Source organism: Nonomuraea polychroma (assembly GCF_004011505.1).
GTDB lineage: Bacteria > Actinomycetota > Actinomycetes > Streptosporangiales > Streptosporangiaceae > Nonomuraea > Nonomuraea polychroma.
The window spans coordinates 9,714,218-9,727,450 of record NZ_SAUN01000001.1 but is presented as its reverse complement, the minus strand read 5'-3'; the positions used below and the strand labels follow the sequence as shown (position 1 = coordinate 9,727,450).

Here is a 13,233-nt window from a genome sequence, read left to right as displayed (position 1 = left end):
TGACGCCGCCTACCAGCGCACAGCGCTTACTCAACATGTGCACTCCTCGGGTGGGGGTGTTGTCAAGTTAACGGCTGGGTACGAGCGCCGTTCAGATACCAAAGGGTCTCTATTTCGGTGTTATGGCCGGGTTTCGGACATAATCCTGAACCGGACATTTCTGACTTAAAGGGTGGGCGCGGCGATGGGTCGGTAAGGTCCCGTTGCTGGAGGTGTTCTCTGTGCGTAATGGTGTTCGTCATCTGATCGGCGCCGGCGCAGGGCTGCTGGCCACGCCGCTGATCGCAGCAGGTCTGTCGTACGGCGCCGTCGAGCGTTATGTCCGAATGCCGAAGATCACCGTCGACTGGATCGCGATGCCCGTGTTCGTCGGAGCCTTCGTCGTCATCGGTGTTCTGGTCGGGTCGAGGTTGTCGCCGCTCGCCTCTTTGCTGCCCGGCCTGGTCTTCGGCGGGCTCGGCGGGGCGTCGCTGGCGCGCATCGGCCTAGGCGGCGACCACACGTTGTGGTTCGACCTCGTGCCGCGCGAATATCACTTGCTCTATGCGGCCCTGCTGAACAACTGGTCGCTCCCGGTCGGATGCGTGTTGCTGGTCGCTTCGGCCTTCCCGTCCCGATGGCGGGGCAAGGCGGCGGCTCGGCACGAGCCCCCGGCTGCCCCGCCCGAAGAGGAGGCGGCGGCCCCAGAGCCGCCGCCCCTGCCCAAGCGGATCCCCTCTCGCTACTGATCGGGCTTCAGTACGAGTAAGGCGATGAGCACATACGGCGCCGTCAGGAGGGCGAACGTGGCGCCGTGCGTCAGCCCCGCCGAAGCGGCCGCGTAGGCCGTGTATGCCGCCAGCGTGACCAGGTTCTCCCCCAGACCGGCGACCGACGTCACGGTGGCCCGAGCCGGACCCTTGATCCGCTCCTGGAGGCGCGCGTCGGCCACCACCCCGGTCATCTGGAACGCCCCGAACGCCACGGCGATCAACGCGAAACCGGCAGGATGCCCGCTCAGCGCCCCGGCCGCCATGGCGGCGGCCGCCGCCCCGATCGTCAGGGCGTACCCACGGGCGGGCATACGCTGCGCCGCGCCCGCCAGGAGGCCGCCGGCCGTGGCGCCGATCCAGACCACGAAGATCACCAGCTGGATGGCGGTCTTGGACAACCCCGTCTCCGCCCCGAGGAGGGGGATGTACTCCTCCAGGGCTCCCCAGATGGCCGTCACGAAGGAGAGGAGCAGGAGCGCGTTGAGCACCTTCCGGTCCGAGCGGGCCTCCGTGATCCCCGCTCGGAGCACCGCGAAATAGCTCATCTCCGTCGCGGCGGCGGCGGATGTCCGGTGCTCGGGGAGCGTCAGAGCCGTGGCCGCGCACAGGACGCACGCCAGGACGCTGGCCGCCCCCACGGCGACATAGCCGCCGGCCGCGAAGACCGGCATGGCCAGACCCATAGCCGCCGCGACCGCGACGAGACCGACGGATTCGGCCCGGCCCATGACCGTGGCGTACCGGTCCTCCTGGCCGAGGCGCTCCAACTCCTCATAGGAGAGGGCTTCGAAGGCGCCGGAGACGAGGGCGCCCTCGGCGCCCCACAAGACGAAGCCGACGGCGAACGCCCAGTAGGAGGGGACGAGAGTCCACAGGGCGAAGCCGGCGCCGGCCAGGAGCGGGCCGAGGCACAGGAGCAGACGCCGGGACACCGCGTCGGCCCACGCGCCGGACGGGACCTCCAGCACCATGCCCGTCACCGACCAGATGACGAACAACGACGAGATCTCGGCGACGGACAACCCGGTGTCGGTGAACAGCAACGCATACACCGGGTAGAGCAGGATGAATTCGCCTAGGAACGTATAGGCGTACAGCTTCTTGACGAGCATGAGGCCTTCCACGGGGACGAGCAGGGACTCCGAGTGCTCGTCGCCTCGGAGGTCCGCGCGCCCCGCGCCGGCCTCTGGTCAGTCATCAATGTCGCCAGTGCATGGCACGAGTCTAGCGTCGATCCTGACGCGGACCCGCGCTCCTCAGACCTGTCATAAAGTCCAATGGTGGCTGACGTCAGTGTGGTGGTCCGATACCGCAAGGCGGTGACGTACGGTGTGCACGCGCTGCTCGCCGCCCTGGAGACCGCGAAGGTCGAGCACGACCTGCGGCTGGGCACCACCCCCGAGGAGACCGCCGAGCACATCAACGCCAGCGAGGCCGACCGGGTGCTGGTGCTCTGGTCCTTCTACTCGCCGGACGCCGAGGCCATGGCGGCCGAGCTGGCCACGGTCAAGGCGCTGAGCGGCGGCCGGGGACTGCACATCGCGGGCGGCGTGCACGCGACGGCCGAGCCGCAGCAGGTCATCGACGCCGGCTGGGACCTCGCGGGGATCGGCGAAGGCGAGTCGACGATCATCGCGCTGGTCCGGGCGCTGCAGGAGGACCAGCCGCTCACGACGGTCCCCGGGCTGGCGATCAAGGACGCGGACGGGGTGGCGCTGCGTACCCGGCCGGCGCCGCAATTGCCTCTGGACACGTTCCCCTCCTTCCTCGGCAGGAAGGGACCGATCGAGATCACCCGCGGTTGCCGTTACACGTGCCGCTTCTGTCAGACACCGTTCATGTTCGGCGGCCAGTTCCGGCACCGGTCGGTCGCGAGCGTGCGCGAGCACGTGCGCGGCATGGTGGACCGGGGCCTGCGCGACATCCGGTTCATCACACCGACCTCGCTCTCCTACGGCTCCCCCGGCCCCGACCCCGATCTCGGCGCGGTGGAGGAGCTGCTGGCCGGGGTCAAGGAGGAGCTGCCGCCGCACGGGCGGGTGTTCTTCGGGAGCTTCCCGTCGGAGGTCCGCCCCGAGCATGTCACGCCGGAGGCGATGCGGCTGCTCAAACGGTACGTGGCCAACGACAACCTGATCATCGGCGCCCAGTCGGGATCGGACAAGGTGCTGGCGGCCTCGGGGCGCGGGCACGACACCTCACCGGTGCGCGACGCGGTCAGGATCGCGGTCGAGCACGGATTCCGGCCCAATGTCGACTTCATCTTCGGGATGCCCGGCGAGGACGAGGCGGACCAGGCCGCGTCAATCAGGCTGGCCGCCGACCTGGCCGATCTCGGAGCCCGCATCCACACTCACACGTTCATGCCGCTGCCCGGCACGCCGTGGCGGGACGCCGAGCCGGCGTTCATCCCGCTCACGACCATGCGGGAGCTCGACCGGCTGGCGCAGCGCGGTGACGCGTACGGGCATTGGCGCAAGCAGGCCGAGCACTCGGCGCGGCTGGCCGAGACGGCCAAGGCCTACCCCCGGCGGGCGCGGCGGCGGCGTACCGGCTAGTCGTCGTCCTCGTCCATGGCGTGCAGGACACGTTCGAACGCGTCGCTGACGGGCCGCAGCGCCTGGGAGAACGCGTTGACGAGCGGACCGAAGATCTCGGTCATCTCGGTCATGAAGTCGGGACTCTTGTTCTCGGGAGGCGCCCAGCGCATGGCGTCGGCGCTCAGCGTCTCCCACTCGTCGACGACGCCGTCAATGGCGTCGAGCACGTGATCAGGATCGCTTGGCATGACCGCTCTCCGTGGCAGAAGCCGAATATATCCACGGTACTTCAGGCCGGGATGGACACGCCCACGCCGCCCCGCGTCTGGGCGCCGTACCGCTCCTTGTCGGCGCTGAGGTCGAGCGGGCGGATCGTGGCGCGGGCGGCCCGGGTCTCGTCGGTCAGCAGCGCGGCCGGCACCAGCCATGACACCTCGAACTCCAGCCCGTCGGGGTCCTTGGCGTACAGCGCCTTGGTGGTGCTGTGGTCGGACGCGCCGACCAGCGCGCCGAGCTCGGCCAGCTTGGCCGCGACCCGCTCCAGCTCGTCGAGGGTGTCGACCTCCCAGGCCAGGTGGTAGAGACCCACGGAGGTGTGGCCGGCCGGCGACGCCGCGGCGTTCTCGCCGATCTCGAACAGGCCCAGGTCGTGATCGTTCGTCGAGCCGGGAGCCTGCAGGAAGGCGGCGCCCTTCATGCCCATCACGACCTGGAAGCCGAGGGCCTCCTGATAGAAGGCGACGCTGCGCTCCACGTCACGGACGTAAAGCACCGCGTGGTTGAGCCGATGGACCGGCATGGTGATCCCCTTTCCGCAGAATCCACCGTAAGTATATGAGAGTTCAAGTAAATTGAGAGCGTGACGAGATGGCTGGATAAGGACGAGCAACAGACTTGGCGGAGGTTGCTGGCGGCGACGCAGCTGATCAACGAGGCGCTCGATCGCCAGCTCCAGCGGGACGCGAACATGCCGCACGCCTACTACGTGATCCTCGTACGCCTGTCCGAGGCGCCCGGCCGGGCGATGCGGATGAGCGAGCTGGCCGCCAGCGCGCAGAGCTCCCAGAGCCGCCTCTCGCACGCGGTGGCGCGTCTGGAGGAGCGCGGCTGGGTGCGCCGCGAGCGGTCGCCGTCCGACCGCCGCGGCAACGTGGCCGTGCTCACCGACGAGGGGTACGCCGCGCTCGCCGCCGCCGCTCCCGGGCACGTGGAGGAGGTGCGGCGGACCCTGTTCGACGTGCTCAAGCCCGAGCAGGTACGCGAGCTGGACGAGATCTGTTCGGCCATCGTTTCCGCGGCCGACGGGAACGTTTCCGCGGCCGGAGGGAACACGCTGGAGCGATAGCGCGAAAAGTGTCGGGTGAAGGCCGTAGCGTGCTGGCGTACCCGATCGAGGAGATGCCGATGCACGACACCGAAGAGGCACTGTTCAGGGCGGTCCATGGCATTGCGGGCCGCTTCGCCGGCCAGCCCGTGCCCGTGGTGATGGACGCGCTGCTGCGCGACCTGCCCAAGGCTCCCGGCCTCGAGGTGGCGGAAATACGCAAGATCGCCGAGGAGATCAGCGTGGGACGGGATCCTTCGGGCTTGTGAACAACTGATCGCCAGGGGAGCATCGAATCATGTACGAGCCAACCCCTGATGATCGATTCACGTTCGGTCTGTGGACGGTCGGCTGGCAGGCACGCGACCCGTTCGGGGATGCCACCCGGGCGCCTCTCGATCCCGTGGAGAGCGTGCACCGGCTGGCGGAGCTCGGAGCCTATGGCGTCACTTTCCACGACGACGACCTGCTCGCCGTCGAGGCGGATCGCGATCGGGCGATCGCGGCCTTCCGGAAAGCGCTCGCCGAGACCGGGCTGAAAGTGCCCATGGCCACCACCAACCTGTTCACGCACCCCGTCTTCCGTGACGGCGCGTTCACCAGCAACGACCGCGACGTGCGGCGATACGCCCTGCGCAAGGTGATGCGCAACCTCGACCTGGCCGCCTCGCTGGGCGCCCGCACATACGTGTGCTGGGGCGGGCGCGAGGGCGCCGAGTCCGACGCGGCCAAGGACGTGCGGGCCGCGCTCGCCCGCTACAAGGAGGCCCTCGACCTGCTGTGCGGGTACGTGCGCGAGCGCGGCTACGACATCCGCTTCGCCATCGAGCCGAAGCCCAACGAGCCGCGGGGCGACATCCTGCTGCCGACGATCGGGCACGCGCTGGCGTTCATCGGCGAGCTCGAACATCCCGACATGGTGGGGCTCAACCCTGAGGTCGGCCACGAGCAGATGGCCGGGCTCAACTTCGTGCACGGCATAGCGCAGGCGTTGTGGCACGGCAAGCTGTTCCACATCGACCTCAACGGTCAGCACGGGCCGCGCTTCGACCAGGACCTGATCTTCGGGCACGGCGACGTGATGAGCGCCTTCTTCCTGGTGGACCTGCTGGAGCACGGTGGCTACGACGGACCACGCCACTTCGACTACAAGCCGCTGCGTACGGAGGACCCCTCCGACGTGTGGGTGTCGGCGGCGGCCAACATGCGGACCTACCTGATCCTGCGGGAGAAAGCGCGCACCTTCCGGGCCGACCCGGAGGTCCGTGACGCCCTGCGGGCCTCGCGGGTCGAGGAGCTCGCCCTGCCCTCGCTCAACCGCGGTGAGACGCTGGCCGATCTGGCCGGGGACGACTTCGATCCCGACGCAGCCGCTCAGCGCGGATACCATTTCACGCATCTCAACCAGCTGGCGCTGGAGCACTTGTTAGGAGTTCGTGGGTGACGCTGGTCGCTGGAGTCGATTCTTCGACGCAGAGTTGCAAGGTCGTCATTCGTGACGCGGAGACGGGCGCGCTGGTGCGGCAGGGCCGGGCGCCGCATCCGGACGGCACGGAGGTGCACCCGTCGCACTGGTGGGCGGCGTTGCTGCGGGCCATCGAGGAGGCCGGCGGGCTGGACGGCGTGGCGGCCATCAGCGTCGCCGGGCAGCAGCACGGCATGGTCTGCCTGGACGAGTCCGGAAATGTCGTACGCGACGCCCTCCTCTGGAACGACACCCGCTCCGCCCAGGCCGCCCTCGACCTGATCGCGGAGCTGGGCGGTCCACAGGCGTGGGCGGACGCGGTCGGTTCGGTGCCGGTGGCCTCGTTCACGGTCACCAAGCTGCGGTGGCTGGCCGAGCACGAGCCTTCCAGCGCCCGGCGTACGGCGGCGGTGTGCCTGCCGCACGACTGGCTCACGTGGCGGCTCGCGGGCGCGCTCGCCTCTGGTGTGCCCTTCTCCCGGGAAGCCTGGCAGGACGCCCCGGCCCCGCCCCTCTCCCACCTCACCACGGACCGGGGCGACGCCTCGGGCACCGGCTACTGGTCGCCTTTTACCGGTGCGTACCGTACGGACCTGCTGAAGGCCGCCTTCGGAGCGGCGCCACTACTGCCCCGGGTGCTGGGCCCGGCGGACGAGGTCATCGGTGGTGAGGGGATTCTGATCGCCCCCGGGACAGGTGACAACATGGCCGCGGCCCTCGGCGTCGGCGCCAAGTCCGGTGACGTCGTGGTGTCGCTCGGCACCTCCGGCACCGTCTTCGCGGTCGCGGAGACACCCAGCGCCGACCCCACGGGCGCGGTCGCCGGCTTCGCCGACGCGACGGGACGCTTCCTCCCCCTGGTATGCACCCTCAACGCCGCCAGAGTCATGGACGCGGCCGCCCGCATCACCGGCGTCGGCCTCGACGATCTGAGCAACCTGGCCCTCCAGGCACCCCCGGGGGCCGACGGTCTGACGCTGGTTCCCTACCTGGAGGGCGAGCGCACCCCCAACCGCCCCACCGCGACCGGCTCCATCCACGGTCTGACCCTGTCCACCTCAACCCCGGCCCACCTGGCCCGGGCGGCCATCGAGGGCATGCTGTGCGGCCTGGCCGACGCCCTGGACGCGCTGGCCATGCGCCCCGAGCGGGTGCTCCTGATCGGCGGCGCCGCCCGCTCGGATGCCGTCCGCCGCATCGCCCCCACGATCTTCGGCGTCCCCATCACGGTGCCGCCACCGGCCGAATACGTCGCCAACGGCGCCGCGTACCAGGCCGCCACCCTCGTCACCACCCCGGACTGGCAGTCGGAGGACACGGAGACCTACGAAGGCGAGGCCGTCCCGGAAATCCGCCACCGCTACGCCCGCGCCACCGCCCACATCCTCGACTGACGCATTCAGGGTCGGGTACGGGTGTGGGCATGGGTCGCATCCTGGTGGGCACCGCCTCGTGGACCGACAAGACCCTGCTGGCCTCGGGGTGGTACCCCGACGACGTCACCTCCGCCCAGGAGAGACTGAGCTTCTACGCGAGCCGGTTTCCCCTGGTGGAGGTGGACTCGTCCTACTACTCACCACCCGCGGAAAGCACGGTATCGCTCTGGCGTGACCGGACCCCTGCCGGCTTCACCTTCGACATCAAGGCGTTCTCCCTGCTGACCCAGCACCCGACCAAGCCGACAGCGCTGTACAAGGACCTGCGCGAACGGCTGGGAGAAGCCCCGAAGCAGAACCTCTACCTACGCGACCTGGACCCCCAGATGGTCGATCACGTATGGGACCGCTTCCTCGCGGCCCTGGCCCCGCTGCACGAAACGAGCCGGCTGGGCGCGATCCTGTTCCAGTTTCCGCGCTGGTTCCCCATCAGCAAGCGCAACAAGCAGTACATCCTGGAGTGCAAGGCCCGCTGCGATCCGCTGCGCATCTCCGTCGAGTTCCGCAACCACACCTGGATGAGCAAGGAGAACCAGGCCGAGACGCTGGACTTCCTGACCTCCTACGGCCTGCCGTACGTGAGCGTGGACATGCCCCAGGGCTACCCCGACTCCGTGCCGCCCGTCCTCGCCGCCACGGCAGACCTGGCCGTGGTGCGCTTCCATGGCCATTCGGAGAAATGGACCAGCAAGGACGTCCACGAGCGGTTCGGCTACCTCTACCAGGAGAAGGAACTGCAGGAATGGGCGCCCAAACTACGGCGCCTGGCCGAGGACGCCGAGCAGACCCACGTCCTCATGAACAACTGCTACCGCGACTACGCCCAGATCAACGCCGCCCAGCTGGCCCGCCTGATCCCGCTCGAATGACGCCCTGACGTCATCGGACCGAGCGTCCCGCCGCCTACGCGCGGCCCCCGAGCCTCTTACACGAGGCGAATGTCGCACCCGATGCCCACGGGGAGGCCGGCGAGCTTCGCATCGCTGGTCACCAAGGTGCAGCCCTCCATTTCGGCCAGGGCCACGTAGGCGGCGTCATGGGCCTTGATGTTGCCCCGCAGTTGCCAGATACGGGGCAGAAGAGGCCGGATGTCGGCCAATTCGATCTCCGTCTGGGCAAGCGCTTCGAAGGCGCTCCGCCCACGTGCTTGGCTGATCAGTTCTTGCCTGACGAGGCGGGTGATGACGTGGGCGACTTCGCTCGGCATGTGGCCGGGTGCGATCCAGGTGGGATCGGTCATGATCGCCTTACGGGCAGCGCGACCGGCTTCTCCGTCGTCAGTCAGCGCGTTGATCACGACAGACGCATCGATCACGAGCACCGGCAGTCTCCGGTGGACTCAGCTAGTTGCTCCTCACGTTCGGCTCGCGCCTGGCGAACGAGGTCCGCAGTCTGCCCCGGAGCGCTGTGCATGCCGTCGTCACGCCCTTCGAACTGGGCTATGAGGTCGATGTTGCGAGAACGGCGCGCGTCCGCCACCAAAAGTGACAGCATGTACGACTGCGCGGACTGCCCCTTGGCACGAGCGCGGGCCGCGATAGCGTCGCCTCAGCCCGCTTGCCAGGACTGGGACGGCCGGGGTGACCGCTGGTGCGGCAGGCGCCTCACCGGGATAGGCCGCTCAGCGCCTCCAACTCGCCCTGGTACAGCAGCCGGTTGACGAACAGCACGTCCGTCTTGTCGTTCAGCGTCAGGACGGCCCTCAGCACCGTGCGCCCGTCGGCGGGGACCCGGTCGTGGGTGATCTCCGCTGCGTAGTCGCCGTACGCCCCGCCGTTGTGCGTACTCGCCGTGGGGGTGAGCCGAGTCGTCAGCGACTGTTCCACCTCAGTGGCGGCGGACGCGGAGGGCAGGACACAGATGATGTTGACCGCCCGGTCGGCCAGGCCGGCGGGGCGGCGCAGCCCCACGCCGTACAGCGTGACGGAGCCCTGCTCTGACGGGGCCATGATCGTGGCGGCGGCGACATCACCGAGGCAGGCGGCCACCGCAGCGTGATCCGGGCTGTCGGCCAGCGAGGGCCCGCTTCCCATGACGGCCGCCAGCGGCCCGGTGGCCGAGGCCGTCGCCACCATGGTGTCGGTGACTACGACCTTGTTGAGCTGGTTGGTCACCCCAGGAACGATCGTGCGGGACAGATCCATCTCGCCATCGGAAGCCAAGGAGAACCCGTCGCGACCGCCCAGGCGGTCGGGCTTGGCTCCGAGCGCGGCCAGCTTCGTCCGTACCGCGCCTGCGTCGACACCGCCGTCGAACCGGAATGCCTGCTTCGGCGGCACGCCGATCGCGATCGCCCGCTTACCCGCCTCGGGTGTCATGCCTGTGGCCTTCGGCAGTGCCGCCGCGGCATGGGCCAGGCTCCCGAGACCGGAACCGACCGCAGGCAGCCATCGGCGCCCGTCGCCGGAGCCGCCGAAGCGGCGCCACCAGGCCGGTTCCCCGTATTCGAGGTACGCGGCGGCGGGCCCCCCGCCAGAGACGTCGGCCAGCGCACCCAGCAGCCCGCTTCGGGCATCGGACGTTCCTGAGGCAGTCGGCGACGGCGCCCCCTGCGGGCGTTCGCCGGCGGCCTCTCGCGCGCACCCCGTCAGGACCAGCAGCGCCGCCAGCGCCACGCCCACTCTTCGCATGGGCACGAGGCTAGGCGGCCGCGCTTGAATCTCACTGGCGGGCGGCTGCAGTTCTCCAAAGGCGCCAGTTCAGGCCGGCTGGTAGTCGCGCATGTAGCGAGAGACCTTTTCGGTGTATTCGCGCCACCGCTCGGGGATGCCGCCGGCCCGTTTCAGCGGGTCGACGCCGCTGCGGTAGAGGGCGGCGAGCTTGAGCGCGGGCTCGCCGGGCAGATCCTGGACCCGAGGGCCAAGGGTGCACATGAACCGCCCCATGGACACGATCGACGGCTCGGGGCTGAGCGGCGGCGTGGGCTTCGGGCTCTGCAGGCCGCCCTGCTGCCAGTGCCACAGCACCTCGGGCGTCCACCTGGCGATGCCGTACTCGTTATTCTCCGGATCGGACAGGTCGGGGTCGTAGCCCGACTCGGCCTTGAGCATCGCGGCGATCAGGGCGGGGCTCAGGCCGGGCAGCTCGCAGTACGTGCCCGCCTGCACGATCGGCCCACGATACTGGCGGGGGATGTCGGAGTCGTCGCGCAGCCAGGTGCTGGTATCGGTGGTCGCGGGCGGCGGGCTCGCCGTCGCATCGGTACCGCCGGGCGAATCGGGGGTCTGGGCGCTGTTGACGACCACGGCGGTGACGGCCACTGCGGCCACGACGGCTGCCGCCGTGCCGCCGGCGATCGCGATCCGCCGCCCCCGCCTGCGACCCTCGCGCGGCAGCTCATTCTCGGGCGGGACCGCTCCGGGCGGGACCGCTCCGGGCGGGTTCTCCGGCGGGGTGACGGTCGACGACGACAGGGCCACGGCGTAGGCGGTGGCGTCGCTCCAGCGCGCTTCCCTGTCGGGATCCAGGGCACGCATCACCACGGCGTCGATCGCCTCCGGCACCTCGGGCCGCAGCGCGCTCGGTGGCACCCGCTGCTCCGGTTTGGCGGGCACCTGGCCGGTGAGCATGTGGTACGTCAGCGCCCCCAGGCCGTGCACGTCGGCGCGCGCGTCCGGCGCCCCGTCGAAGTAGAGCTGCTCGGGGGCCTGGTAGCCGGGCGAGCCCGCGGGCAGCGTCAGCCCACTCAGGTGGTCGGTGGACCTGGCGATGCCGAGGTCGGCAACCATCACCCGCTCACCGCCCTCCGGCCGCGAGCAGAACAGCACGTTCGACGGTTTCAGGTCGCGGTGCACGACGCCGATGCTGTGCAGCACGGCCACGCCCTGGCAGATGTCGTGCACCAGGCCGAGCGTCTCGTCTATGGCGAACAACCGGCCGGCCAGGCGCTCCTCCAGGGTGCCGCGGTCGGCGTACGTCATCACGAAGTACGGCCTGCCGTCGTCAAGCTCGCCGAGGTCGAAGACCTGCACGAGCAGGTGGGAGTCGGCCCTGCGCAGCAGCCGCGCCTCCTGGAGGAAGCGCTCGCGCACGTCGGTCTGCCGGGCCCAGTTCTCTGCGAGGATCTTGACCGCCACCGGCGAGCGCAACTCGTCGTCGTGGGCCAGATGGACGGTGGCGAAACCCCCGACGCCGATGAGCTGCTCGATCCGGTAACGACCTGCGTGGGAAGGAGCCGTCATTCAGCTCATCTTGGCCGATGGTCAGGGCTTCGTCCACGTGCCCTGGCAGCTACCAGGTTACGGAATCCGCTCTCCGCCCGCAGGATCGACGCAGCGACACCGAAACGGGGAGGGAATCATCATGATCATTCGACAGGCCGCGATCGCCATGTCCTTCGCGCTGGCGAGCCTGGCCGCGGCCGCTCCGTCCGCGCAGGCCGCCGCGGGAGACGCACAGCCGTGCGGCCGGCAGTACCAGCACAACGGCCATACGGTCCAGAACTGCCCCGACTGGTCACCGGGCGGGAGCATCCCGGTCTACGCGTCACCCGCGAAGGGCAGGATCGTCGGCTACATCAATCCGGCAGGCGACGACTGGTACCTGTGCCAGAAGACTGGCGCCGGTTACAAGCTGGGCGGCTACCGCAACTACTGGTGGGCCTCCACCATGGCCGACAACAACAATTGGGGATACGTCAGCGAGGTCTACTTCCGCGGCGGCGGCAACAACGAGCCCGACGCCGGCCTGCGCACATGCCGGCGCCCCGGTGGCAAGCCACTGCCCGAATGACCTGGACACCTTCACCGGCACGCGAGTAGGGTCCCGCCGATGCACAGCACGATCTTGATCCAGATGGCGGCGGCACCGACCGGCGACCGGCCGTACTCGCTGGAGCTCGCGCCTGGAGAGCAGGCGTTCTTCGGGCGCGGGACTCCCGGCTCCCCAGTGGACGTCATGCTGGACGACCCCGCGGTCTCCCGCCAGGCCGGCAAGATCGTCGCAGTGGGCGATTACTGGCTGCTCTCCAACCTCAGCACGTCGAAGACGTACGTCGTGGAGAACCCTGAGGGGGGCGGGGAGTTCGTGAAGGTACCGCCGGGCCGGATGGGTGCGCCGATCCCGTTCGAGTTCTCCCGGGTGTGCCTGCCCGCAGTCGACGGCACGGTCTCGTTCCTGGTGTTCGCACCGCAGCACGTGCATGTGCCGTCATCCCACGCGGACGGCGGGGCGGCCACGCAGGTCGCCTACCCCCTCGACCAGAACGCCAAGTATTTCCGCATCCTTGTGGCGCTGTGTGAGCCGCGCCTGCGCGACCCGTCGACCTCACGCATACCGACGATCCCCGAGATCATCGAAAGACTCCCGGACCTGGGGTTGAGCCGCACCGCCATCGGCTTCCACATCGGTTACCTGGCGGAGAACAAGCTACATGTCAAAGGGCCGCAGGGCGGCGAGGGCAAGGCCGACTGGCAGCGCCACGCTCTGGTCTCCCTCGCCCTGAAGTTCAACCTGGTGACCAGCGACCACCTGGCCCTGCTGCCGATGCTCGGGCCCTGAACCCCCGCCGGACCGGCCGCCTCTCGGCGAATCCGATGCCGCGCGCGGCTACCACGGCCGTCGCCGACTCATCACCGCAGATCTCTTTATGGCGCGGACCGGATCGCCGTGAGGAGGTCCGCCGTCGTCACTCGTCGCCGCGACCGATATCGACGACTTCTACGCCGCCCGCACTCCCAAGCCGCGCGCACCGCTGAGGAACTGCTGATCATCTCGA

General features: G+C 69.5%; 15 protein-coding genes. 9 read left to right on the top strand and 6 right to left on the bottom strand.

Going from position 1 to position 13,233, the window contains the following annotated elements; genetic code table 11:
* Positions 1–221: 221 nt before the first annotated feature.
* Positions 222–728, top strand: a complete 507-nt coding sequence (locus EDD27_RS44985) for a hypothetical protein (protein ID WP_127938361.1) — start codon at positions 222–224, stop codon at positions 726–728.
* Here the strand turns inward: EDD27_RS44985 and EDD27_RS44980 are convergent.
* Positions 722–1,864, bottom strand: coding sequence for an MFS transporter (locus EDD27_RS44980; RefSeq protein WP_127938359.1), 1,143 nt, complete (start codon positions 1,862–1,864; stop codon positions 722–724). The two genes, EDD27_RS44985 and EDD27_RS44980, sit on opposite strands and share 7 nt — an antisense overlap.
* 168 nt (positions 1,865–2,032) lie before the next feature.
* Here EDD27_RS44980 and EDD27_RS44975 point away from each other — a divergent pair, with 168 nt between their 5' ends.
* Positions 2,033–3,310: a TIGR04013 family B12-binding domain/radical SAM domain-containing protein gene (locus EDD27_RS44975; RefSeq protein ID WP_421916771.1), complete on the top strand. Its 1,278-nt coding sequence runs from the start codon at positions 2,033–2,035 to the stop codon at positions 3,308–3,310.
* On the opposite strand, the gene EDD27_RS44970 is transcribed toward EDD27_RS44975, so the two are convergent.
* Positions 3,307–3,540: a hypothetical protein gene (locus tag EDD27_RS44970; protein WP_127938355.1), complete on the bottom strand. Its 234-nt coding sequence runs from the start codon at positions 3,538–3,540 to the stop codon at positions 3,307–3,309. The two genes, EDD27_RS44975 and EDD27_RS44970, sit on opposite strands and share 4 nt — an antisense overlap.
* A 41-nt stretch (positions 3,541–3,581) precedes the next feature.
* Complete coding sequence (locus EDD27_RS44965; RefSeq protein WP_127938353.1) at positions 3,582–4,091, bottom strand: VOC family protein; 510 nt, start codon at positions 4,089–4,091, stop codon at positions 3,582–3,584.
* Between the two features lie 60 nt (positions 4,092–4,151).
* Here EDD27_RS44965 and EDD27_RS44960 point away from each other — a divergent pair, with 60 nt between their 5' ends.
* From EDD27_RS44960 to EDD27_RS44940, 5 genes are read left to right on the top strand one after another with little or no spacing between them, the layout of a single operon-like run.
* Positions 4,152–4,637, top strand: coding sequence for a MarR family winged helix-turn-helix transcriptional regulator (locus tag EDD27_RS44960; protein WP_206641944.1), 486 nt, complete (start codon positions 4,152–4,154; stop codon positions 4,635–4,637).
* A gap of 59 nt (positions 4,638–4,696) precedes the next feature.
* Positions 4,697–4,885: a hypothetical protein gene (locus EDD27_RS44955; RefSeq protein WP_127938349.1), complete on the top strand. Its 189-nt coding sequence runs from the start codon at positions 4,697–4,699 to the stop codon at positions 4,883–4,885.
* A gap of 29 nt (positions 4,886–4,914) precedes the next feature.
* Entirely contained in the window at positions 4,915–6,060 is a 1,146-nt protein-coding gene (xylA, locus tag EDD27_RS44950; RefSeq protein ID WP_127938347.1) for a xylose isomerase, read from the top strand.
* Positions 6,057–7,475 (top strand): xylulokinase, encoded by a 1,419-nt coding sequence (locus tag EDD27_RS44945; protein WP_127938345.1) that lies wholly within the window; start codon positions 6,057–6,059, stop codon positions 7,473–7,475. The genes xylA and EDD27_RS44945 overlap by 4 nt, the downstream gene beginning before the upstream one ends.
* Positions 7,476–7,504: 29 nt before the next feature.
* Complete coding sequence (locus tag EDD27_RS44940; RefSeq protein WP_127938343.1) at positions 7,505–8,386, top strand: DUF72 domain-containing protein; 882 nt, start codon at positions 7,505–7,507, stop codon at positions 8,384–8,386.
* 56 nt (positions 8,387–8,442) lie between these two features.
* Here EDD27_RS44940 and EDD27_RS44935 read toward each other — a convergent pair whose 3' ends face one another.
* From EDD27_RS44935 to EDD27_RS44925, 3 genes are all read right to left on the bottom strand, one after another.
* Complete coding sequence (locus EDD27_RS44935; protein ID WP_164904069.1) at positions 8,443–8,838, bottom strand: type II toxin-antitoxin system VapC family toxin; 396 nt, start codon at positions 8,836–8,838, stop codon at positions 8,443–8,445.
* A 283-nt stretch (positions 8,839–9,121) separates the two neighbouring features.
* Positions 9,122–10,147: a hypothetical protein gene (locus EDD27_RS44930; RefSeq protein WP_127938339.1), complete on the bottom strand. Its 1,026-nt coding sequence runs from the start codon at positions 10,145–10,147 to the stop codon at positions 9,122–9,124.
* 69 nt (positions 10,148–10,216) lie between these two features.
* Positions 10,217–11,698 (bottom strand): serine/threonine-protein kinase, encoded by a 1,482-nt coding sequence (locus EDD27_RS44925; protein ID WP_127938337.1) that lies wholly within the window; start codon positions 11,696–11,698, stop codon positions 10,217–10,219.
* Positions 11,699–11,819: 121 nt separating this feature from the next.
* On the opposite strand from EDD27_RS44925, the gene EDD27_RS44920 reads away from it, so the two are divergent.
* Entirely contained in the window at positions 11,820–12,248 is a 429-nt protein-coding gene (locus EDD27_RS44920; RefSeq protein ID WP_127938335.1) for a hypothetical protein, read from the top strand.
* A 39-nt stretch (positions 12,249–12,287) separates the two neighbouring features.
* Positions 12,288–13,016 (top strand): FHA domain-containing protein, encoded by a 729-nt coding sequence (locus EDD27_RS44915; protein WP_206641942.1) that lies wholly within the window; start codon positions 12,288–12,290, stop codon positions 13,014–13,016.
* Positions 13,017–13,233: the final 217 nt, after the last annotated feature.